Source organism: Duganella sp. 1411 (assembly GCF_017833525.1).
In the GTDB taxonomy this organism is placed as follows: Bacteria; Pseudomonadota; Gammaproteobacteria; order Burkholderiales; family Burkholderiaceae_D; genus Rugamonas.
In genome coordinates this window covers 880025-903458 of record NZ_JAFICD010000001.1, presented here as the reverse complement: position 1 = coordinate 903458, position 23434 = coordinate 880025, and the positions used below count along the sequence as shown (strand labels likewise).

19 protein-coding genes are annotated in these 23434 nt (G+C 66.2%); 2 read left to right on the top strand and 17 right to left on the bottom strand.

Going from position 1 to position 23434, the window contains the following annotated elements:
• Positions 1-96 precede the first annotated feature (96 nt).
• Both JOD97_RS03525 and JOD97_RS03520 read right to left on the bottom strand, forming a co-directional pair.
• On the bottom strand, positions 97-1746 hold the full coding sequence (locus JOD97_RS03525) for a DUF5597 domain-containing protein (protein ID WP_209713330.1): 1650 nt from the start codon (positions 1744-1746) through the stop codon (positions 97-99).
• A 235-nt stretch (positions 1747-1981) separates the two neighbouring features.
• Positions 1982-3697 (bottom strand): thiamine pyrophosphate-dependent enzyme, encoded by a 1716-nt coding sequence (locus JOD97_RS03520; protein ID WP_209713328.1) that lies wholly within the window; start codon positions 3695-3697, stop codon positions 1982-1984.
• 258 nt (positions 3698-3955) lie between these two features.
• On the opposite strand from JOD97_RS03520, the gene JOD97_RS03515 reads away from it, so the two are divergent.
• Positions 3956-6574: an excinuclease ABC subunit UvrA gene (locus JOD97_RS03515; protein WP_209713326.1), complete on the top strand. Its 2619-nt coding sequence runs from the start codon at positions 3956-3958 to the stop codon at positions 6572-6574.
• A 5-nt stretch (positions 6575-6579) separates the two neighbouring features.
• Here JOD97_RS03515 and JOD97_RS03510 read toward each other — a convergent pair whose 3' ends face one another.
• The 10 genes from JOD97_RS03510 to JOD97_RS03465 all read right to left on the bottom strand — a co-directional run bounded on the left by JOD97_RS03510 (position 6580) and on the right by JOD97_RS03465 (position 18307).
• Positions 6580-7599, bottom strand: a complete 1020-nt coding sequence (locus JOD97_RS03510) for an HAF repeat-containing protein (protein WP_209713325.1) — start codon at positions 7597-7599, stop codon at positions 6580-6582.
• A gap of 29 nt (positions 7600-7628) precedes the next feature.
• Positions 7629-8747 (bottom strand): HAF repeat-containing protein, encoded by a 1119-nt coding sequence (locus JOD97_RS03505; RefSeq protein WP_209713323.1) that lies wholly within the window; start codon positions 8745-8747, stop codon positions 7629-7631.
• Positions 8748-8882: 135 nt separating this feature from the next.
• Positions 8883-9380, bottom strand: coding sequence for a TPM domain-containing protein (locus tag JOD97_RS03500; RefSeq protein WP_209713321.1), 498 nt, complete (start codon positions 9378-9380; stop codon positions 8883-8885).
• Between the two features lie 2 nt (positions 9381-9382).
• On the bottom strand, positions 9383-10318 hold the full coding sequence (locus JOD97_RS03495) for a TPM domain-containing protein (protein ID WP_209713319.1): 936 nt from the start codon (positions 10316-10318) through the stop codon (positions 9383-9385).
• 1 nt (position 10319) lies between these two features.
• Positions 10320-10928 (bottom strand): LemA family protein, encoded by a 609-nt coding sequence (locus tag JOD97_RS03490; RefSeq protein ID WP_209713317.1) that lies wholly within the window; start codon positions 10926-10928, stop codon positions 10320-10322.
• 69 nt (positions 10929-10997) lie between these two features.
• A complete protein-coding gene (locus tag JOD97_RS03485; RefSeq protein WP_209713315.1) occupies positions 10998-12719 on the bottom strand; it encodes a tannase/feruloyl esterase family alpha/beta hydrolase in 1722 nt (573 codons plus the stop codon).
• A 201-nt stretch (positions 12720-12920) separates the two neighbouring features.
• Complete coding sequence (locus JOD97_RS03480) at positions 12921-14093, bottom strand: ABC transporter substrate-binding protein (RefSeq protein ID WP_209713313.1); 1173 nt, start codon at positions 14091-14093, stop codon at positions 12921-12923.
• A gap of 23 nt (positions 14094-14116) precedes the next feature.
• A complete protein-coding gene (locus JOD97_RS03475) occupies positions 14117-15985 on the bottom strand; it encodes a feruloyl-CoA synthase (RefSeq protein WP_209713311.1) in 1869 nt (622 codons plus the stop codon).
• 12 nt (positions 15986-15997) lie between these two features.
• Positions 15998-17443: an aldehyde dehydrogenase gene (locus JOD97_RS03470; protein ID WP_209713309.1), complete on the bottom strand. Its 1446-nt coding sequence runs from the start codon at positions 17441-17443 to the stop codon at positions 15998-16000.
• Between the two features lie 30 nt (positions 17444-17473).
• The gene (locus JOD97_RS03465) at positions 17474-18307 is read right to left on the bottom strand and encodes a p-hydroxycinnamoyl CoA hydratase/lyase (protein ID WP_090318045.1); all 834 of its coding nucleotides are present in this window, start codon (positions 18305-18307) and stop codon (positions 17474-17476) included.
• 106 nt (positions 18308-18413) lie between these two features.
• Between JOD97_RS03465 and JOD97_RS03460 the strand changes: the two genes are divergently transcribed.
• Entirely contained in the window at positions 18414-18869 is a 456-nt protein-coding gene (locus JOD97_RS03460) for a MarR family winged helix-turn-helix transcriptional regulator (RefSeq protein WP_209713307.1), read from the top strand.
• Positions 18870-18879: 10 nt separating this feature from the next.
• On the opposite strand, the gene JOD97_RS03455 is transcribed toward JOD97_RS03460, so the two are convergent.
• From JOD97_RS03455 to JOD97_RS03435, 5 genes are all read right to left on the bottom strand, one after another.
• The gene (locus JOD97_RS03455; protein WP_209713305.1) at positions 18880-20181 is read right to left on the bottom strand and encodes a sodium:proton antiporter; all 1302 of its coding nucleotides are present in this window, start codon (positions 20179-20181) and stop codon (positions 18880-18882) included.
• Positions 20182-20218: 37 nt separating this feature from the next.
• Positions 20219-20776, bottom strand: a complete 558-nt coding sequence (locus tag JOD97_RS03450) for a flavin reductase family protein (protein ID WP_209713303.1) — start codon at positions 20774-20776, stop codon at positions 20219-20221.
• Between the two features lie 195 nt (positions 20777-20971).
• The gene (locus tag JOD97_RS03445) at positions 20972-21757 is read right to left on the bottom strand and encodes a transporter substrate-binding domain-containing protein (protein WP_209713301.1); all 786 of its coding nucleotides are present in this window, start codon (positions 21755-21757) and stop codon (positions 20972-20974) included.
• A gap of 19 nt (positions 21758-21776) precedes the next feature.
• Positions 21777-22697, bottom strand: a complete 921-nt coding sequence (locus JOD97_RS03440) for an isoaspartyl peptidase/L-asparaginase (protein ID WP_209713299.1) — start codon at positions 22695-22697, stop codon at positions 21777-21779.
• Entirely contained in the window at positions 22694-23434 is a 741-nt protein-coding gene (locus tag JOD97_RS03435; protein WP_209713297.1) for an amino acid ABC transporter ATP-binding protein, read from the bottom strand. The genes JOD97_RS03440 and JOD97_RS03435 overlap by 4 nt, the downstream gene beginning before the upstream one ends.

Sequence of the window (23434 nt, the reverse complement as noted above, 5' to 3'; positions counted from 1 at the left end):
CCGCCCTACGTGTCTCCACGTTGGACCGGATTGTGGTTGCCGGGTTTTGATCACGTAGGGCGGATTAGCGCGCAGCGCGTAATCCGCCATTTCAGCTCACCGATATCGGTACAATTTCACCCGCTGCATCGTGAAATCGCCGGTCACCAGCATCACCTGGCGGCCTTGGTGGATTTCGTCGCCATTGAGCCAGCGGCCGTCCTTCCATTTGCCGTTCTCGTACGTCCCCTCGGTCACCTTCTCCAGACCCACCAGATCACCCGCGCCGGTGGCGTCCTTGAACGTTACCGTCAGCCCCTTACCCGCCAGCAGAAACTCGTCGTCCGACAGCCGGATGACCAAGCCGCCGCACCCTTCCAGATCCTTGGCGTCCGTCTTGGCCCACGGGTTGCTGAAGCCGACCTGCAGCGTATAGCCGCCCATCGTCACCTGCTGCGGCGAGGCGTCGACCACGCCGTCGTACGACACCTTGGCCTTGAAGCCGCGCATATTGCCGCTGCCCTGGACTTGATTGATCAAAGGCGTCAACTGGCGCAGCAGCCGATACGCCTGCGGCAGCGGGTCGCTGGCCTTGCTGTCCTCGACGCCGAACGGCGAGAAGCCGAATGCGTCGAACTCGCCGATCGCGTAAAAAGCCTTGGCCGCCGCGTCATGCCGGCCGGCGTTGTCGGCCTCCGGCACGAACAACGGATTGTCCGGCCGCTTGAATTGCGGCGCCCAGTCGGTAAAGTTGGGGAAGTAGGTGTCGATCGCCAGCACATCGAGCGACGGCGCGCCGGCCTTCCATACGTCGAACAGGTGCGGCAGCGGGCCCGCGCTCGGATACTCGCCCGGCTTCTTGCCGGGCCGGTTGAGCGCCGCGTTGACGTACATCGGCAGCGGATACGCCGCCTTGCCGGCCGCCGCCAGGGTTTCCACAAAGGTGGCGTAGCCCCAGGCCTGGAATACCTCCTCGGCGGCGACGGACGTGCCGAATACCTCCGCCCAGGTGCCGCTGGCGCGGTGGCCGTTGGCGGCCCATAAGGCCTGCAGCGACGGGTGCAGCCTGGCGCGGTTGGCGTTCAGGTAGTCCGTCAAGGCCTTGGGCACCTGGCCGGCGATGGCCGCATTGGCCAGCGGACCGTAGTCACGCACGTCCGGCAGCATGCCGATCTCGTTTTCCACCTGGATCATGACGACGGTGCGCTCGCTATCCACCTGCTTCAGGTGCGCCAGCAGCGCGCGGTAGGCGGCGGTATCGGCGGCCAGGCTCTTGGCGCTGAAAGGCGTCAGCACCTCCTGCGCCACGCCGTTGCGGGCCAACGAGCGCGGGAAGCGCTGGGCGTCGCGCTTGACCCAGGGCGGCACGTAGGTCGACATCGAATTCTTCCAGGCGCCGAACCACAGCAGGATCAGCTTCGTGTCGTTGGCGCGCGCCTGCTTCAGCATCCCATCGAGGACGGTGAAATCGAAGCGGCCCTCGACCGGCTCGATCTGGTCCCATTGCACCGGCGCCAGGATGGTGTTGACCTCGGCGCCCTTGAGCGCCGGCCAGAGTTTGTTCAGGTACGGCAGGTGCGAGGCCGATGAATTATGCAACTCGCCGCCGAGGACGAGGAAGGGCTGGTCGTTGACGATTAGTTGCGTGGCGGTGCCTTGCTTGCGCAGATGCGGGACGGAATTCGCCGCCAGCGCAGCCGACCCTTCGAGCAGAAACAGCGCGAGGGCGCAGGCGGATAGCGCGGCGCGTCGTGTCGGTGCTTGCATGGTGCTCCTTGAATCCAGTTAAAAAAAAACACCGCCGCGGTGACGCGACGGTGTAGAAGCTGCCCCGGGGGTGGGGCAGGAGAGCTAGAACCCGGTACAGAAAAAACGCATCAGCCAACAATTCACGACTGCCGATGATTGCGCGACCATTTAAGTGTAGGAGCGACTTGCGGTCGCTGTCAACATAAACTTATCGCTAAATGTTATGCGCAAACATTTGTCGTTTCGACGTCAACTATTTGACGAAATTGTCCTTGATCATATCAACGACGTCGCCGCCACGCCCGCTGAGCACCGCCTTGACCGAGTACAGCGCCGTGCCCAGCACCTGGGACGCCTGTATGTTCGGCGGCATCACCAGCTCGAAGCGGTCGGTGGTGACGTCCAGCAGGGCGGGGCCGGGATGCGCCAGCCACGCCTGCACTTCCGCTTCCAGTTCCGCCGCCGATTCGACGCGGCGGCCGTAGATGCCGACCGCCTCGGCGACCTTGGCGAAATCCGGATTCTTCAACTCGGTGTAGGCGTCGAGCAGGCCCTCGACTTTTTGTTCCAGCTCGACGAAGCCCAGCGAGCCGTTGTTGTAGACGGCGATCTTGATCGCGATGTTTTCCTGCACCGCCGTGATCAGATCGCCCATCATCATCGTCAGGCCGCCGTCTCCCGACAGCGAGATGACCTGGCGCTGCGGGAAGGCCTTCTTGGCGCCGAGCGCCTGCGGCATGGCGTTGGCCATGGTGCCGTGCGTGAGGCTGACCAAGGTGCGGCGCTTGCCCGTGGCGCGGGTGTGGCGCAGCACCCAGACCATCGGCGAGCCGCCGTCGGCGGTGAAGATGGCGTCGTCGTCGGCATGTTTGTCGATCAGGGCGGTCAGGTACTGCGGACGGATCGTGCCGCCGTCGCCCAACGTGGCGCGCTCGTTCAGGTGCTCGACGGCCTTGCGGTGGCGATCGACGCACTGGTCGAGGAATTCGCGTTCGCCGCGCACCTGCACGCGCGGCAGCAGCGCCGCCAGCGTGGTGGCGATGTCGCCGACGGCGCCCACTTCGACCGGGTGGCGCCGCCCCAGGTGGGTCGGATCGATATCGATCTGGATGATGCGGGCATGCGACGGGTAGTACTGGCGCCAGGCGAAGTCGCAGCCCAGCAGGAGCAGGGTGTCGCACTCGGTCACCGCGTGGTAGCCGGAGTCGATGCCGAAGATGCCGGTCATGCCGACGTTGTACGGGTTGTTATACTCGACGAAGTCCTTGGCGCGCGAGGTGTGCGCGATCGGCGCCTTGATGCGTTCGGCCAGCGCCATCAGCGGGCCGTGCGCGCCCTCGCAACCGGAACCGGCGTAGATCGCGATCTTTTTGCCGTCGTTGATGATTTCGGCGATGCGGTTCATTTCGGTGTCCGAGGGGCGGCTTTGCGGCTGCGGCAGGTGGACCGAGAAGTGCGGCTCGTCGGCCGCCGCTTCCTTCGACAGGTCGACCGGCAGGATGATCACGGCCACGCCGCCCTTGGTCAGCGCGGCCTGCGCGGCCATGGCGGTGATGCGCTTGGCGTGCGCCGGGGTGCGGATCTCCTGGCAAAACACGCTGCAATGGTCGTACAGCGGCTTGTAGTCGACCTCCTGCGGGAAGTCGGTGCCCAGTTCGTCGCGCGTGATCTGGCTGGCGATCAGCACCACCGGCGAGCGGTTGCGGTGCGCCTCGTACAGGCCGTTGATGAAGTGCAGGCTGCCCGGGCCGCAGGAGCCGGCGCACAGGGTCAGGCGGTTGGCGACGATGGCCTCGGCGCCGGCGGCGAAACCGCCGGCTTCCTCGTGGCGCACATGCACCCATTCGATCTCGCTGCGGCGGATCGCGTCCGTGATGTAGTTCAGCGTATCGCCGGGGATGCCCCAGCAATGCTTGGCCCCGGCTTCTTGCAGGGTTTCGATGACGACTTCGGCGACGGTTTTGGCCATGATGGGTTCCTGTTCGTGTGATCGGATCAGCGTAGTTTATCGATAGCGACGGGCGCGCAGCGCGCGCGTACGTCATGGAAAACGTGGGGAATGGCACTATGATGTGACGAGCGCGACAGTGCGTATGTTCGCTTGCGCACGTAGAGGGGAAGTGCGGGCGTCGGTTCGCGCTCCCGAGTGGCGGACGCGTACGTTGTCGTACATACTGTTGCGGCCGAATCGATAATGCTGGAGCTAAATTGATACCGGAACATTGATATGGCCAAGCACCGTCCCACAACCCCAGGCGAGTCGGCGCCCGCCGTCGCCGAGACCGCCGAGACCGGCTACGTGCGCGTGCGCGGCGCGCGCGAGCACAATCTGCAGAACGTCGATGTCGACATCCCGCGCAACGCGCTGGTGGTGTTCACCGGCGTCTCCGGCTCCGGAAAGTCGTCGCTCGCTTTCGGCACCCTGTACGCCGAGGCGCAGCGGCGCTATCTGGAGTCGGTGTCGCCGTACGCGCGCCGGCTGTTCCATCAGATGGCGGTGCCGGAGGTCGACGCCATCGACGGCCTGCCGCCGGCGGTGGCCTTGCAGCAGCAGCGCGGCGCGCCGACCACCCGCTCGTCGGTCGGCAGCGTCAGCACCTTGTCCAATTCACTGCGCATGCTGTACTCGCGCGCCGGCGACTATCCGCCGGGGCAGGAACTACTGTATGCGGAATCGTTCTCGCCCAATACGCCGCAGGGCGCCTGCCCGCAGTGCCATGGCCTGGGCCGGGTGTACGAGGCCACCGAGCGCTCGATGGTGCCGGACGACAGCCTGACGATACGCGAACGGGCGGTGGCCGCCTGGCCCACCGCCTGGCACGGACAGAATCTGCGCGATATCCTGGTGACGCTCGGTTACGACGTCGACACGCCCTGGCGCGATTTGCCGAAAAAGCAGCGCGACTGGATATTGTTCACCGACGAGCAGCCCACCGTGCCGGTGTATGCCGGCCTGACGCCGGCCGAGGCGCGGCGCGCGCACAAGCGCAAGGAGACGCCGAGCTATCAGGGCACCTTCACCGGCGCGCGCAGGTACGTGCTGCAAACCTTCGCCGGCACCGAGAGCGCGATCATGAAGAAGCGCGTGGCGCGCTACCTGGTCGGCATGGATTGTCCGACGTGCGGGGGCAAGCGGCTGCGGGCGGAATCGCTGTCGGTGACCTTCGGCGGCCACGATATCACCGAGATCGGCCGCCTGCCTTTGCAGCGCCTGGCGCAGTTGCTGGCGCCTTACGCGGAGGGCAAACCGCCGGCCGCCAAAACCAAGGCCAGGGCCAGGGATGCCGAGCGCCATCCGGAGAAGGCCATCGTCACGCAGCGCATCGCCCAGGATCTGGTGGCGCGGCTAGCGGTGCTGCTCGACCTGGGACTCGGATATCTGAGCCTCGAGCGTGGCACGCCCACTTTGTCGCCGGGCGAACTACAGCGCCTGCGGCTGGCGACGCAGGTGCGTTCCAGCTTGTTCGGCGTGGTCTATGTGCTGGACGAACCGTCGGCGGGGCTGCATCCGGTCGATACCGAGGCGCTGCTGCGGGCGTTGGACCGGCTCAAGGCGGCGGGCAATTCGCTGTTCGTCGTCGAGCATGCGCTGGACGTGATCCGCCATGCCGACTGGATCGTCGACGTCGGCCCGAAGGCCGGTCAACAGGGCGGCCGCGTACTTTATAGCGGCGCGCCGGACGGCCTGGCCGATGTGGAGGAGTCGCGCACCGCGCGATATCTGTTCGAGCGCGTCGAACGGCCGGGGCGGACGGCGCGGGTGCCGGCCGACTGGCTGCGGCTGCGCGGCATCGAACGCAACAACCTGAGCGGCGTCGACGCCGATTTTCCACTGGGCGTGCTGACCAGCGTGAGCGGCGTCTCCGGTTCCGGCAAATCGAGCCTGGTGAGCCAGGCGCTGGTGCAGCTGGTGCTGGCGCAGCTGGGCCAGAGCCCGACCGCCGATGACGCGGGCGCGGACACCGATTTGGTCGAGGCGGCGCTCGACGATGCGGAGGGCGGCGATGTGCGCGGCCGCATCGTCGCCGGCATGCATGGCGTGCGCCGGCTGGTGCAGGTCGACCAGCGGCCGATCGGCCGCACGCCGCGTTCCAATCTGGCGACCTACACCGGTTTGTTCGATCATGTGCGCAAGCTGTTCGCCGCCACCCGGTCGGCGCGCGCGCGCCACTACGACGCCGGCCGGTTTTCGTTCAACGTGGCCAAGGGCCGCTGTCCGAACTGCGCCGGCGAGGGGTTTGTCATGGTCGAATTGCTGTTCCTGCCGAGCGTCTACGCGCCTTGTCCGGAATGCGAGGGCGCGCGCTACAACCCTGATACGCTGGCGGTGCGCTACCGCGACCGCAATATCGCCGAGGTGCTGCGAATGACGGTGGACGCGGCGTGGGAATTCTTCGCCGAGGAGGCGCCGCTGCGGCACGCGTTGGACGTGTTGCGGGCGGTGGGGCTGGGTTATCTGCGGCTGGGCCAGCCGGCCACGGAATTGTCCGGCGGCGAGGCGCAGCGCATCAAGCTGGCCACCGAGCTGCAGCGCGCCAGCCGTGGCGACACCTTGTACGTGCTCGACGAGCCGACCACCGGCCTGCATCCGGCCGACATCGAGTTGCTGATGACGCAGCTGCACGGGCTGGTCGACGCCGGCAACACCGTGGTCGTGGTCGAACACAATATGCAGGTGCTGGCCGACAGCGACTGGGTCATCGATGTCGGGCCGGGCGCCGGCGAGGAGGGCGGCGCCATCGTCGCGGCGGGGCCGCCGGCCGATATCGCCAGGGACAAGGGCAGCCGCACCGCGCCGTATTTGGCCCGCGCCCTGGAATCGACCACGGTTTCCACGCTGACGTAGGGCGGTTACGGCGCGGACATTACCGGGCTGAGCAGCAGTGCCGTGCACTCGCTGGCATTGCAGCCGAAGGCGAGGATCTGGCGGCGTTCATTGATGTCCCAGGCGTTCTGTATGGTCCAGCCCGATGCCGGGTCGATCAGGGAGTTGAGGTCGCGCATGACGCCGTCGCTATACAGGAAGCCATGGCCCGGGTCGCTCGGGTCCGGCAGCGTCGACCCGCCGACCACCTGGTCTTGATTGTTGATGCCCTGCGCGACGCTGAAAACGCCGCCCAGCGTGCCCAGATCGCGCATCACGCCGTTGGCGTAGAAAAAAGCGTGGCCGTTGTCCACGGTCGTGGCGGAGAAACCTGCCACGTGGCCGGCGTCGTTGAGTGCCATCGCAATACTGTCGGGGCCGCCCAGCGTGCCCAGATCCCTCATGGCGCCGCCGTCCTGGAGGAAAGCGTGCACGCTCCCGGCGGAGGCGATGCTGGAAAAGCCGGCCACCGCGCCGCGCGCGTTGATATCGCGCCCTGAACTGAAGTCTCCGCCGAGCGTGCCCAGGTCCGTCATCACGCCGCCGATGTAGCGAAAGGCATGTACCACGTTGTTGCCGGTGGTCGATTCTCCGGTGATTTGTCCGGCGTTGTTGATACCCTGCGCACTGGCGTAGGTGCCGCCCAGCGTACCGATATCGCGCATGGTGCCGTTTGCGTACAGGAATGCGCGTAACTGCCCGGCGCCGTTGATCGATTGCCCCACCACCTCGCCGCGCTCGTTCAAGTCGTTGGCCGCGCTGTACGGACCGCCCAGGGTGCCCAGTTGGGTGATATTGCCCCGATCGTACAGCACGGCCTGTGCCATCCCGGCGGGGGTCATGGTTCCGGCGATTTGGGCGCGGTTGTTGAGCGCGATCGCGAAGATGTTGCCCGCAGGGGCGCGCACCACCGTGATGTCGTAGCGGCTTTGGGCCAGCGCGGCGCCGGTCAGCAGCATCAGCATGGGCAGCCACAGCCACCGCGATTTGGCGGATAAGTCATTCACGATGTGTACTCCTTAGGGGGGTGTGGGGTTCAGGCGGGATTGCGGAAGTTCGGCGGCGCGCGCCGCAGCCACAGCGATACGATCAGCAGCGCCAGGCCGCACAGCAGCGTGACCCAGGTCGACGGTTCGGGCGTGGACATCGGCGTGACGTCCAGCCGCAGCGCCATGCACTGGCCGGCGCGGCAACCGGTGGCGGCGATCTGGCCGTGGTCGTTGATGTCGTACGCGTAGTGGATGGTCCAGCCGGAGGCCGGATCGATCAGCGAATTGAGGTCCGTCATGCGGCCGTCGCCGTAGAGGAAGGCGTGGGAGCCGGCGTCGCCCAGGATGTTGGAGGAGCCCACCACCAGATTGCGGTTGTTGATGCTGTTGGCGAAGCTGTAGGTGCCGCCGAGGGTGCCCAGATCCTGCATGACGCCGTTGGCGTAGAGGAAGGCGTGGTCGGCGGCGTTGTTGGCGATGGCCGCGTAGCCGACCGCATAACCGGCGTCGTTCAGGCCCGCCGCGCCGCTGTAATTGCCGCCGAAGGTGCCGAGGTCGCGCATGCCAGCGCCGTCGTACAGGAAGGCGTGCGACCAGCGGAATTCGTCGTTGACGCCGGCGCCGCCGACGACCTGGCCGTGGCGGTTGATGTCGCTGGCGCCGCTGACGCTGCCCCCGAGTGTGCCGAGGTCTTGCATGACCCCGGCCGTGTAGCGGAACGCGTGCCAATTGTCATTGCCATTGTTGGCGCTGCCCACGATCTGCCCGGCGTTGTTGATGCCGGAGGCCATCGCCTCGTCGCCGCCCAGGGTGCCGAGGTCGCTCATGCGGCCGTTGGCGTAGAGGTAGGCGCGGCGGCGGTTGTCGGCCGTGGTCGACATGCCCACCACCTGGCCGCGGTCGTTGATGCCGACGCCGCTGCTCTCGCTGCCCCCCAGCGTGCCGAGCCGCGAGAAGCTGCCGTTCGAGTAAAGAAACGCCTCCGGCACGCCGAAGTCGTCGTTGACCGTGCCGGCGATCTGGCCGGCGTTGTTGATCGAGTGTCCGTCGGTGTTGACGCCGCCGATCGTGACAACGTGGTAGCGGACGGCGGCCTGCGCCGCGCCCGCCGCCAGCGACAGCGCCACCAGCAGTGGCGACCAGCAAATCTTTCTCATGCGCTTCATGACACAGTCTCCGTCCGGTTAAGCAAATTAGCTGTACCAGCCTAAATGGCTGGCGCCGGAACGGATCTGCGAAAAATCAAACGGGCGACGAAGCCCGCCGTTGCTGGCGCGCGGTCATTTTTTCGTGGGGGATACTTACAGCAGCGTGACATCGTCGCCGAGCTCGTTGGGAGCGCCATCGGCGGCGGGCAGGTGGCGCTTCAGTTCGCGCGACACGGCGGCGATGCCGTCCAGCGCGCCGGCCTGATATCGTCCCCGGCTGAACTGGTCCCGCATCGCCTGTGCGATGGCGGCCCAGGCGCCGTCGGCCACGCGCAGGTTGATGCCACGGTCGGCGACGATCTCGATGGCGTGGTCGGCCTGCAGCACGTAGATCAGCACGCCGCTGTTGTGCTCGGTATCCCAGATGCGTAACGCGGAGAAGAGTTCCAACGCCCGCGCGCGCGCGTCCACGCCGCGCAGGAGCTGCAGCGGCGACAGCGCGGCCTCGATGGCGAAACGGATTTCGCCGTGGTGGGTGGTTTCGGAGTCGGCGATGGCGCGCGTGATGGCGGCGATGCACGTAGGCGGAAAACAGCGCCTGACCCGGGCGTGGCCCGTGAACAGGTGACGCACCATGCGCGCCAGGTTCATCGCTACCACCGCCCGGACGCGCCGCCGCCGCCGAAGCTGCCGCCACCGCCACCCCAGCCACCGCCGCCGAATCCGCCTCCACCCCAGCCGCCTCCACCCCAGCCGGCGCGGCCGAGGCCGCCTCCAAGATACATTCCGGGCAACGCGGAGCGGCTCCCGGCGATCAGCGTAAACAGAAAACCGGCCGCGCCGGCGATGATGGCGACCAGGGCGGTGCCGGCCAGCAGCCACGCCGCGCCGCCGATCAGCCCGCCGGTCAGCACGGCCCCGGGTATCCGACCCAGCATGGCGCGCGCGGCGGCGCCCAGCGCCAACGCCGCCACCAGCAGCGCCGGCCAGATGGCCAGCCACGACGAAGGCGAGGACGGCCCGGTCGCCGGTCCGGCGCGCGCGGGGGGCAGCGGCTCGCCGTCGATAACCTTCATCATGCTGTCGACGCCGGCGTCGATGCCGCCGGCAAAATCACCCTGCCGAAAGCGTGGCACGATGATCTCGTCGATGATGCGCTTGCCGGTCGCGTCGTTGAGCGCGCCTTCCAATCCGTAGCCGACCTCGATGCGCAGGGTGCGGTCGTCCTTGGCGATCACCAGGATGGCGCCGTCGTCGACCCTGGCGCGCCCGATTTTCCATTGCTCCGCCACGCGGATGGCGTACTGCTCGATCGTCTCCGGCCGCGTGGTCGGCACGATCAGCACCGCGATCTGGCTGCCCTTGCGTCTTTCGAAGGCGCGCAGTTTGTCTTCCAGTCGCGCCGACTGTTGCGCCCCCAGCGTGGCGGTCAGGTCGGTGACGGGCCGGTTCAGCGGTGGAATTGGCGCCGGCGAGTCTTGCGCGAGGGCCTGGGCGAGCATCAGCAAAGCAAGCAATATCGACAGCGACCATGGAACAATCCCGGCCGTGATTTTCCGTTGCGCGCCCGCTTCGATATGCGGCCGCATGTCATTGTTCCCGTGGCGCTTTTGGCGCGGATTCGAAGTTGACGGCGGGCGCCTCGGCCACGGCCTTTTCGTCGCCGACGGTGAAGTTGGGCTTGACCTGGTAGCCGAAAGCCATGGCCGTGAGGTTGTTGGGGAACGACCGTACGCTCACGTTGTAGTCGCGCACGGCCTGGATATAGCGGTTGCGGGCGACGGTGATGCGGTTTTCGGTGCCTTCGAGCTGCGCTTGCAGGTCGCGGAAGTTGGCGTCCGCCTTGAGTTGCGGGTAGTTTTCGCTGACCGCCAGCAACCTGGATAGCGCGCCGGTGAGCGCGCCCTGGGCCGATTGGAAGCGCGCGAACGCGGCCGGATCGTTGAGCACTTCCGGCGTGACCTGGACGGAGGTCGCCTGCGCGCGCGCCGTCGTTACCTGGTTCAGGACCTCGCGCTCGTGCGCGGCGTAGCCTTTGACGGTGTTGACCAAATTGGGGACGAGGTCGGCCCGCCGCTGATACTGGTTGACGACCTCGGACCAACTGGCCTTGACTTGCTCATCCCTGGACTGCAGCGTGTTGTAACCGCAGCCGGCCAGCGTAAACGTCAGCAGCAACAGGATCACTACATTGCGCATGGAACCTCCATAACCATGCAAACACTATAGTTGTCCAGCCCGCCGCTGACGTTTGAGGCATATCAAACGTCACTCGCAACTGAAGCTGGCCGCGTCCTCGATGCTGCCGCTGCCCTTGTACTTGGCCGCCTTCGGATACGGGCACAGCGGACGGGTGCGGCTGGCCGACCAGTTGGCCGGCACGTCGGCATTGGCGCCACCCGCGTTGCCGGCGCCGCGCGCGCTGGCCATCACGCTGTCGGGCGCCTGGCCGCGCTCGACCCAGTTGACCAGCGGCGTCAGCATGTCGAACTGGTCGGTCGCCGGGCCGCCCGCGCAGTGGTTCATGCCGGGCACGCGGTAGAAGCGCGCGAAGTTGGCGGCGTCGCCGCCGTTGGCCGCGCGCAGGCCCTCGTACCATGCGGTGGTGTCGTCGCTGGAGAAGATCGGATCGGCGGTGCCGTGGTACACCATCATCTTGGCGCCGCGGTTCTTCAGCGTGGCCAGGTTGGTCGGGTTGGGCGGCAGCATGAACGACAGCGCGCTTTCCGTGTAGACCGGGGTGGTGGCGCCGACCCGCGCCAGCATGCTGTCGATATTGCCGGTCAGCGCGAATTGCGCACCGTTGAAGGTCGCCAGGTTTTCCGGCGGTGCTTGCCAGATCAGGCCGACGGCGCCGGAATCGCGCGTCAGCGGGCTGTTGAACTTCCAGTCGGCCCAGCCGCCCGACGCGATGCCGGCGTCGTATGGCCAGCTGGAATAGAACTTCGCGCCGGCACCGGTGGTCGCACCCGAGAACAGGCCGGCGATGGTGGTTTTTTGCGCGGCGCTGAGGCAGCTGCCGTCGCGCGCGCCGGTGCATGTCGGTACGTCGCGATTCAGGTTGAAGGCCGCCTGGCAGGCCTGGGTGTTTTGAATCAGGCCGTCGGTGGCGCCGTCCAGCGCGTCGCATTTCGCCAAGATGGCGTTTTCGACGGTGGTGCGTTCGGCCTTGGTGAATCCGGTCGACAGGTCACCCGGGGTGCTGGCCAGCGCATTGTAGGCTTGCCCGCCGGCGATATTGGCGATCGCCGCCAGCGGCAGGCGGAATCCGGGGTCGCCGACCAGGAAGCCGTCGTATTGATCGGCGATGCGGGCCGCCGCCACCATCGTGTGGCGCCCGCCGTTGGAGCAGCCGCCGAAGTAGGAGCGCTCCGGCGCCTTGCCGTAGGCGATCTGGATCAGGCCCTTGGCCATCGGCGTGAGCTTGCCGGCCGCCTGGTAGCCGTAGTCGAGGCGTGCTTGCGGATCGATGCCGAAGGCGGGATTGGGCGCGCCGTGGCCGGCGTCGGAGCTGATGACCGCGAAGCCCATGTTGAGCGCGCTGTCGAGCGGGCCGCCGCCGCCGACCGAGCCGGTGGCCGGGACGACCGAGCCGTCCAGGCCGCCGTTGGCCTGGTAGAAGAAGCGGCCGTTCCAGTTCAGCGGCAGGCGCATTTCAAAGCCGATCGCGTAGCGCGCGCCGTCGACCGGGCTGACACGGTCGAACATGCGGCCGGTTACCTGGCAGTGCGCGGGGACGGGCTTGCCGGCGATCTTCAGGGTGCCGGCGGCGATGCTGTTGGCGCCGGTGATGGTGGTGTTGGCCAGTTGGATTTTCGTCGCCAGGTCGGTGCACGAGGCGAGCGAGCCGCCGGTGGGCACGCTCAGCCGGGGCAGGCCGGAGGCGTCGACGCCGTCCCCGCCGCCGCCGGCGCAGGCGCTCAGCAGCAGCGCGGCGGTGGTGGCGGCGGTCAGTTGGGATATGGATAGTATGGTGTCGCGGCTTTTCATGCGAGTTGTCTCCTCTGTTGTTGCAAAGCGATGGACGTGCGGGACCCGCGCGGCGTTCTGGTGGCTGCGTCGGGACCGCGTTTGGGTGAAGCTGAATGATCGCGTGGGGCGGATTCCGCGCGCGGGCCGTCGGCGGAGCTTGGCGGATTACGCTGCGCTAATCCGCCCTACGTGATTTAGATCTGATCTGGATATCCGGATCTAGTTGGGCATTACGTCCTTTAACGTGCCGATCGGCTGGTTCACCAGCTTGCCGTTGACCTTCTTGACCTCGCGGATGTACATGTTCTGTACGATGTCGCGCGAGGCCGGGTCGATGCTGATCGGGCCGCGCGGGCTGTCCAGCTTCATGCTCGACAATACCTTCATGGCGGTGTCGCCGGTGACGGTGCCGTTCAATTTGCGGATGGTTTCGTACAGCATGGCCATGGTGTCGTACGCGGCCACGGTGACGAAGGTCGGCGGCCGGGCGTTCGGCAGGGCGGCGGCGTAGGCGGCCAGGAAGGACTTGTTGGCCGCGTTGTCGAGCGCCGTCGAGTAGTTCAGCACCGTGATGGCGCCCAGCGCGCGCTCGCCCAGCGCTTCCAGCGTCGGCGAGTCGCTGGTCATGTCGCCCACGCCCAGGAACTTGATGCCGGCCTTGTCCAGGCCCTTGTCGCTGAAGGCCTTGAGCAGGGCGGTGCCGTCTTCGGCGCCGGGGGCGAAGAAGAACAGCGCGTCCGGCTTCTCGTCCTTGATGCGCTGGATGAACGGCGAGTAGTCCGGATTGGCCAGCGGCACGCGCGACGAGCCAACCAGCTTGCCGCCGCCGGCGGTGAAGCCTTTGCCGAAGCGCGCTTCCGCGTCGATGCCGGTGCTGTAGTCGCTCACCAGCGTGTACACCTTGCCGATCTTGTTCTGCGCGGTCCAGGTGCCGAAAGGTTCGGTCATCTGCTGCATCGTCATACTGGTGCGCAGCATGTACGGCGATTTGGCGGTGATGCCGGTAGTGACGGCGTTCATGACGATCATCGGGATCTTGGCCTGGGTGGCGATCGGCGCCACCGCCAGCGCGCTTGGCGTGAGCGAGAAGCCGATCAGGAAGCTGACCTTGTCGCGCGAGATCAACTCTTGCGCCGCGCGCTTGGACATGTCGGCGTTGGTGCCGCCGTCGTCGCGGTAGATGATCTCGATCTTTTTGCCGGCCACCGTGGCGCCGTGCTGCTGCATATAGGTCTTGATGCCATCCTCGAACGGCTTGCCGGTGTTGGCGAAGGGCCCGGTCAGCGCGGCGATGACGCCGACCTTGATGGTGTCCTGCGCCTGGGCCGTGCCCATGCCGACGACGGCCAGGCCGACGATGATGCCGATATTGGCCAGTTTTTTAAGTTTCATTGCTTGTCTCCGTCTTTTTTAGTTTATGCAGCGATGATTACTTGTGGATCGGTGCCTTCGTACAGCGCTTCGACAACGGCCGCGCGCCGTGTCAGCACCGCCGATTGGTTGATCGAACCCTTGTCGGTCATCTCGCGATGATCGACGGACGGCGGTTCGGGCAACAGCATCAGGCGGTCGATGCGCATCGAGGAGCCGCTGGCGTCCTGGTTGAGCACCTTGAGCAGCCGCTCAAACCAGGCCCTCACCGGCGCGCTGGCCAGCACCTCGGCCGCGCTGGCGTCGGCGCCCAGTTCGGACAACGCCGTGCAATGCTCCATGCGCGGGAACAGCAGCAGCCCGATGGCGCTGCGGTCGATGCCGGTGACCACGGCGTCGAGCACGTACGGCGCGGCGGCGCTGATCACCTTCGCCCGCAGCGGGCCGACGCTGACGAAGGTGCCGGTGCTCAGTTTGAAGTCCTCGGCGATGCGGCCGTCGAACATGAAGCCCAGTTCCGGCCGTTCCGGGTCGACGAAGCGCAGCGCGTCGCCGGTGCAGTAGTAGCCGTCCTCGTCGAACACCGCGGCGTTCAGGTCCGGCGCGCGCCAGTAGCCCGGCATCACGTGCGGGCCGTGGAAGCGCGCTTCCAGCTTGTCGCCGAACGGCACCAGCTTGACCTTGCAGCCCGGCGCCGGCACGCCGACGTAGCCGGCCTTGATAATGGAGCCGGTGCCGAAGGTGCACGATGGCGAGGTCTCCGTCATGCCCAGCCCCGTGATGATGCGCACCGATTCGCCGGTTTCGGCGATGGCGGCGTTGTCCAGCCGATCCCACGCCGCCTGCGACAGGCCGGCGCCGGCGCACAGGAACAGCTTCACGCGCGAGAAGAAGTTGGCGCTCAATTTGGCGTCGGTCTTCATCGCGTCGGTCAGCATCTCGAACCCTTTCGGGATATTGAAATACATCGTCGGCGCGATCTCGCGCAGGTTCCGCAGCGTCGTCGCAAAGTCGCGCGGGGTTGGCTTGCCGTCGTCCAGATACAGCGTGCCGCCGTTATACAGCACGATGCCGACATTGTGGCTGCCGCCGAAGGTATGGTTCCAGGGCAGCCAGTCCAGCAGCACCGGCGGCTCGTCGCCCATGAACGGGAAGGTTTGCAGCAGCATCTGCTGGTTGCTGCACAACATGCCGTGGGTGGTGGTGACGGCCTTCGGCTTCTTGATCGAACCGGAGGTGAACAGGAATTTGGCCACCGTGTCGACACCGACGCCGGCATGCGCCGCCTCGACGCTCGACGGCGTGACTTCCAGCAGCGACTGGAAGCTGGTGGACTGGTGGCCGGCCACCTCGCCGGCGCCTAGTATCAGCTCGGCGTCCGCCGGCATGACGGCGGCGATGGCGCGGCTGAAGGCGGCGCCGTCCGACGCGTACAGCGCGCCCGGCGTCAGCTTGGCCAGCATCTCTTCCAGCTTGGTGAAATCGGTAGCGACCAGACAATAGGACGGCGAGACCGGCGCATACGGAATGCCGGCATACATGGCGCCCAGCGCTAGCTGGAAGTGTTCCAGGTCGTTGCCGGACAAGATCACCAGCGGGCGTTCGGCGGACAGGCCGCGATCGAGCAGCGCCTGGCCGATGCTGCGCGCGCGCCGCAACACGTCGGCGTACGACAGCCGTATCCAGTCGCCGCCATCGGCCGGGCGGCGCGCCACCAGCGTGCGTTCGGGATGGGCGGCGGCGCCCGATTCCAGGCGGTCGGTGAAGCGCGACGGAAAAGGATCGAGCGGCGTGATGGCGTCCACGTGCCACAAGCCGTCGACCTGATACGCCGAGATCTCCGGATTGCCCAGCCGGACCGGGCGCCGCTTTGTCGTGCCGCTGGACTGCTCCGCGATCAACGATTGATTCATGCGGAGCTCCTGTCAGATCGGGTAGTGGCGCGACGTGGTCTGGATCGTGATCCAGCGCAGCTCCGTGAACTCGGCGATGGCCGCCTTGCCGCCGAAGCGTCCGTAACCACTGCCTTTGACGCCGCCGAACGGCATCTGCGCCTCGTCATGCACGGTCGGCCCGTTGATGTGGCAGATGCCCGATTCGATGCGGCGCGCGACCGCCATTGCGCGGCCGATGTCGCGGCTGAAGACCGCCGACGACAGGCCGTATTCGCTGTCGTTGGCCAGTGCAATGGCTTCCTCGTCGGTGTCGAAGCGCAGGATCGAGACGATGGGACCGAACGACTCCTCCTGGTAGACCTTCATTTCCGGCGTCACGCCGTCGACGATGGCCGGCTGCATGATGTTGCCGACCACTTCGGCCGAGCTTTGGGTGACCTTGGCGCCGCGGTCGCGGGCATCCTGCAGCATGGCGGCCACGCGGCTGGTGGCCGACGGATCGATCATGCCGGACAGCGGCGCGTCGCTTTGCGCAGCCTTCAGGGTGGCGGTTTTGGCGGCCAGTTTTTCGAGGAAGGCCGGGGCCACCTTGTTGTCGACCAAAATGCGGTCGGCCGACATGCAGATCTGGCCCTGGTTGAAGAAGGCGCTGAAGGCCGCCGCTTCGACGGCTTCGTCCAGGTCGGCGTCGTCGAGGATCAGCAGCGGGTTCTTGCCGCCCAATTCCAGCAGCACCGGTTTCAGATGGCGGGCGCAATGCTGGGCGATGATGCGGCCGACGTTGGTCGAGCCGGTGAAATTGACGCGGCGGACCGCCGGCGCGGCGATCAGGCGCTCGACGATCTGCGGTGCGTCCTGCGGCGCGTTGGTGATGACGTTGACGACGCCCGGCGCGAAGCCGGCTTCCTCGAACACGGTGCCGATCAGGCGGTGCAGGGCGGGGCACAGTTCCGACGCTTTCAGGATCACGGTGTTGCCGCAGGCCAGAGGCATGGCGATGGCGCGGGTGCCGAGGATGATCGGGGCGTTCCACGGCGCCATGCCGAGCACCACGCCGCAGGCCTGGCGCAGGCCCATGGCCATCGAGCCGGGGACGTCGGACGGAATGACCTCGCCGCCGATTTGGGTCGTCATCGACGCCGCCTCGCGCAGCATGTTGGAGGCCAGCGTCACATTGAACTGGTACCACATCGGGCTGCCGCCGGCTTCGGCGACACCGCGGGCGACGAATTCGGCGCGGTACTTCTCCATGGTGTCGGCGGCCTTGAGCAGCAGCGCGCGGCGGGCGCCGGGCGCCATCGCCGACCACGCCGGGAAGGCATCGTGGGCGGCCTTGACGGCGCGGTCGACGTCGGCCAGTTGCGCGGCGGCGGCGCGGGTGACCACTTCGCCGCTGCCGGGATTGCGGCGCTCGAAGCTGGCCTTGTCTTGGGCGGCGGCGCCTTGGCCGCCGATCAGCAGATCGGTGTCAAACATGGTTGTCTCCTTTTATTTTTATAGTAGAGTTTAGCCGCGTTTGAAAGTCTGCAGACCTGGCTTGATCGTCTTATCGTCCAGGAACTGCTTGAGGCCCTGGGCGCGTCCTTTTTCCGGATCGCGGTAGTTGGACTGGTCGACCTTGGCGTACAGGTAGTCCTCGTTCTGGTCCCAATTCAGTTCGCGGCAGCGCTTGAAGCCGTTCTTGGCGATGCGCAGCACGGTCGGCGCCTTGGCCAGCAGTTTTTCCGCCAGCGCGACCACTTCGTCGCGCAGCTGGGCGCGCGGTACGCTCTTGTTGATCAGGCCCATGGCCGCCGCTTCCTGGCCGGTGAAGGTGTCGCCGGTCATGATGTAGTGCAGCGCCTGGCGGTGGCCCATGGTGTCGGCGACGGCCTTGCTGACCAGGTTACCGGGCGGGATGCCCCAGTTGATCTCGGACAGGCCGAACACCGCTTCGTCGGCGGCGATGGCCAGGTCGCAGGCGACCAACGGCGAGAACGCGCCGCCGAAGCACCAGCCGTTGACCATGGCGATGGTCGGCTTGCTGTACATGCGCAGCAGCTTCCACTGCCACTGCGAGCAGTCGCGGCGCAGGCGCTCCTGGAAGATCTCCGGCTTGCCGTCGTTCTCGCGGAAGTATTCTTTCAAATCCATGCCGGCGGTCCAGGCGTCGCCGGCGCCGGTCAGCACGATCACTTGCGCGTCCTCGTCCAGCTCCAGCGTCTCGAGCACGTCGATCATCTCGCGGTTCAGGGTCGGGCTCATGGCGTTGCGCTTGTCGGGACGGTTCAGGGTGATCCAGCCGATACCTTTTTCAACATCGACCTTGACGGTTTCCCAGCGGGCTTCATATTTGGACATACAATGTGTCTCCTTTTAGTGAGCTAAATGTTTGAATTTAAGTATCAGGCTGCCTGATATGTGACTTATACTATACCCACCTCTTTTGTTTTACAAGAAAATTTTTATGGTCAAAGCAGATTTTTCCGATAGCACCAAACCATTGGGGCTGGCCTACCTGGTGGGGCGTCTCGACCACGTGCTGGGCAAGCGGCTGCGCGATTGCTGCGCGCCGGCCGGCGTGACGGTGCCGCAGTACACGGCGCTGTCGGTGTTCCGGGCGCAGGGCGCGCTGTCGAACGCGCAGCTGGCGGTGCGGACGATGGTGTCGCCGCAGTCGGCCAACGAGATGGTCAAGTCGATCGAAGCGAAGGGCTGGATCGAGCGCACGCCCGATCCGTCGCACGGGCGCATCATCCAGATCCAGCTGACGGAGGCCGGGCACGCGATCCTGGCGCAGTGCGACGGCAAGGTGCGCGAGGTCGAGATGCAGATGTTCCCCGACATGGATCACGAGGAGCGCGTGCGTTTGCATGGACTGCTGCGCAGCGCGGTGCGGGCGCTCAGTCTCGAGGGGATTTGAGGAGGGCAGGCTAGCCCCGGGGCCAGACGCGGTCCATCAACGGCTTGACGCTAAAGCCGTGCACTATGATCGAGAGCATGATGACGAATAGCGAAACGTGCGTCAGCCGCTCGGCCAGTATGGGGTCCAGGCCTTGTTCGATCGCGTACATCAAGTAATAGATGGAGCCGATGCCGCGCACGCCGAACCACCCCGTCATCGCGCGCAGGCGGAAGCTGGTGGCGCCGCCGGCGAGGCCGAGGAACACGCTGGCCGGCCGCGCGATAAAGAACAGGAACATGGCCATCCACAAGGCGTCCAGGTCCATGTCGTGCAGCGAGATCATGCCGCCCAGTAGGAGCACCAGAGTCAACTCCGACAGCCGTTCGAGGTGCTCCTTGAACACCAGCGATTCGGTGCTGACGGTCAGCGGCGCCTCGTGCGTCTGGCTGGTTCTGGCGACGGCCGATTTCGTCACGTCCTGTTCCAGCAAGCCTTGGCGGTCCTTGGGCGCGCCGGCCAGCACCAACTCGGTCTGGCGCAGCGCGACCGCGGCGAAGAACACCGCCAGGAAGCCCCACGCGTGTATCAGGCTGGAGACGCCGTAGACGACGGCGATCAGCCCCAGTCCCACCAGGTCGTCCATGATATCGTGCTTTGGCTCGATGATGCGCAGGCGCCAGCCCAGCCGCGCCGTCAGCGCGCCACCGACATAGCCAACGACGATCGCCGCGCCCGAGGCCCACACCACATCGACCAGGAACCAGCGCCAGTGATAGGCGCCGGTGTCGTCGCCCACGCCCAGCATGGCCAGGCCAAGGAAGACGAAGGGGAAGGCGCTGCCGTCGTTCATGCCGGCCTCGCAGGTCAGGGTGAAGCGCAGTTGATCCTTGTCGCCGGCGTGGCGGACCTGGACGTCGGTCGCCAGCACCGGATCGGTCGGCGCCAGGATACCGCCCAACAGGATGCCCGCGCCCAGCGGCAGGCCCAGGACGAAGAAGGCGAAGGCGGCCACCAGCGCCACCGTCAGCGTCATCGACAGCCATGCCAGACGCAGCGGCGGGTCCCAGTGCCGCAGCTTGAACGGCACCGGCATCTTGATCCCGGCCGAGAACAGCGAGATCAGGATGGCGATCTCTGTCAGCACCTCCAGCAGGTCCGATTGCAGCATCGGATCGAAGTCGAGGATGTTGAGCACCGTGGGGCCGAGCAGGAGGCCAAAGCCGAGATAAACCATCGCCGACGTGAACGGCGAGCGGGAAATGGTGGTCGCGGCCAGTCCGCGCGCCAGCATCAGGCAGCCGACCAGCAGGAACCAATGGTTGGTGTTCATGCGGTCTCCTTGGTGGCGGTCGAACCGTGGCGCGTCTTCACCGGGTCTGGTTGGGGAACTGGCGCAGGGTGTTCACCTCGCGACCGGAGATCATGAATTCGCCGTCGCCCCGGTAGTGCAGGGTTTTGGGCAGCTTGGGGGACTTGGCCACGTGCGCGCGCACCACCTGCCAGACGAACAGCGGGTGGTTGGGATTCGGGTGGGCGTTGGCCAGGCGGCATTCGAAACTGGCGTAGCATTCGGCGATCATCGGCGCCTGGACTTCGGTGGCGGATTCCTTGGTCAGGTTGAACAGTTTGAACTTGTCGGTGTCGGCGCCGCTGCAGTTGCCGATGCCGATCACCTGTTCCAGCAGGTCGGCGGTGGGCAGGTTGATCACGCATTCCTTGCTGCCGGTGACCATGTCGTAACTATGGTTGCTTTCGTCGATGTAGCAGCCGAACAGCGCGGGCGAGAAACCGATCATCATGTGCCAGCCCATGGTCATGATGTTGGTTTGGTCGTTCAACGCGGAGCTGACGAGCACGACCGGGCCGGGCTCGAGCAGACGCCGGACATTGGCTGGATCGAAATGTTCCTTGTGATACTTTTTCATCGATGGCGACACTCCTGCCGGCAATGTTAGGAATAGTCCCGGGGATTGTCTGTGGGATAGGGCACATGTGCGCGATGTTCTCCATTGTTCCACGGTAATCCGCCATTGCGTGAGCCGCCGCGACGCATGCATGGCGGATTACGCTGCGCTAATCCGCCCTACGTGGTTTAGATATACATTTCTGTTTGTGGGCGGTTACAAGGCCGGCGGCACGCTGTTGTCACCCCACCACTTGTGGTAATTGTCGGCGTAGGCGCCGGTTTTGACGTAATCGGCCACGAACCCGTTCACAAACTTGAGCAGCTCCGGGTCGCCCTTGGCGACGGCGATGCCGATCGGCGTGTTGCCATACATCCCGGGCAGCACCTGCAGATGCTCGTTCTTGCTAGCCAGGTAGTCGAGCAGCGACGCATCCTCAATGCCCGCATCGGCGCGCTTTTGCTTTAGCATCAACACCCCGTCCGGCGCGAAATTGTCGGTGTAGACAAACACCGCCTGCGGCGACGCCTGCTTCAGGAACGCGTCCGCCGTGGTGCCGCGCCCGACCACCACGCGTTTGCCTTTCAGATCGGCCAGCGTCTTGATGCCGGCGCTTTTTTGCACGATCACGCGCAGCCCGGCGACGTTGTAGGGCTTCGAGAAATCGACCACGCGCGAGCGCTGCGGCGTGATCGACACATTGGCCACCACGACATCGAGCTGCTTCGACATCAGCATCGAGATGCGCGCGTCGGCCGATACGTCGGAGAAGCGCGCCGGCACGCCCAGTTTGGCGGCGAGCTGGGTGGCGACATCGACGTCATACCCGACCGGCTCGTTTTTACCGTTGCGGAAGCCGACCGGCTCCCCGCCCAGCGAGACGCCGATCCGCACGTAGCCGCGCGCCTTGATTTCTTCGATGCGGCCGGCGCTGGCGGAACCTGCGATCATGACCAATGACAGGGCCAGGGTGGCTGCGGCGATGCGTTTCAATTGCGGCATGGTGATCCCTTTTTAAAGTTTAAACAGTGCTGGCGATGCGTAATTCCGGCGCGGCCATGCGCTCGTCCCAATACCAGTAACGAATCTCCTCGTCGCAGCGGAAGTTGACCACCTTGTGGTTGCCCGCCGCGTCCATCGCGTGAATGACCACCCCCGCCAGGAAGCCGGTCTTCAATTCCCCCAGCTCCTCCACCGCCAGCTTGACGGCATCGTCGAGCGAGTGCCCGAGCCGCAGCGCCAGCACGATGGCGCGCGAGGTCCCGCAGCGCATCGTCATCTCGCCGGTGTGGGTGCAGGCGGCGGCGCCGTAGCGGCTGTCGGCGTAAAAGCCGGCGCCGACGATCGGCGAGTCGCCCAGCCGGCCCGGATACTTCCACGCCCAGCCCGACGTCGACGTGACCACGCCCAGCCCCTGCGAGGCGTCGCGCGCGAGGAAGACGGTGGTGTCGCGCACCCGTTCCGGGTCGGTGATGGTGTTGCTGAGCGGGGCGAGCGGGATGTCCGGGAAGGCGGCCAGCTGCGCCGGCGTCATCTCCTTTTGCAGCCGTTCCCACCATACGCGCTGGCTGTCCGGGTGCAGCGTGTCGTCGACTGCGAATCCGCGCTCGGTGGCGAAGCGGCGCGCACCGGCCCCGGTCAGCATCACGTGCGGCAGGTGCCGCATCACTTCGCGCGCCAGCGCGGACACCGGCAACGTGGCCGGCACGGCGCCGACCGCGCCGACGTCGCGCGTGGTGCCGTCCATGACGCCGGCGTCGAATTCCATCTCGCCCAGCATATTGGGCCAGCCGCCGTAGCCGACGCTGCGCACCTTGGCCTCGCGTTCGACCTTGCCGATACCCTCGACCATGGCGTCGATACCGGCGCCGCCCTGTTTGAGCAGATCGACGGTGGTGTCGAACCCGGGCCAGGCTTCGGCGTTCGCAAGCAGCATTTTCATGGATGGTCTTTCTTCATTTTGGAGAGGAATTGGGCGATGCGCGAATGCGCCAGGCCACCGTCGGCGGCGAAGAATTCCGCGGTCGGGAGGTCGGCCAGCAGCCTGCCTTGTTCGAGGAAGACGACGCGGCTGGAGATCTGGCGCGCGAAGTCGATTTCGTGGGTGACGAACAGCATCGTGGTGCCGGCGGCGGCCAGTTTGGCGAGGATGTCCAGCACCTCGGCCGTCATCTCGGGATCGAGCGCGCTGGTGACTTCGTCGAGCAGCAGGTAGCGCGGCTTCATGGCCAGCGCGCGGCAGATGCCGACGCGCTGGCGCTGGCCGCCGGACAGTTGCGCCGGATAGGCGCCGGCGCGTTCGGACAGGCCGACGGAGGCAAGCAGCTCGCGGCCGGCGTCTTCCGCCTCGCGGCGCGGCACCTTGAGCACCTCGATCGGCGCCAGCGTGATGTTTTGCAGCGCCGTCATGTGGGGGTACAGGTGGAACAGCTGGAACACGGTGCCGGAGCGGAGCCGCGCTTGCCTCAGTTGTTTGGGATCGTCGACGCGGAAGCCGTCGATGGAGATGCTTCCCTTGTCCAGCTTTTCCAGTCCGTTGATACAGCGGATCAGCGTGGATTTGCCCGAACCGCTGGCGCCCAGGATGGAGACCACTTCACCCGGCGCGACGCGCAAGTCTATCCCGTCGAGCACCCTGGTCTGGCCGAAGCTTTTGCCGACGCCATCGATCTGAATCAT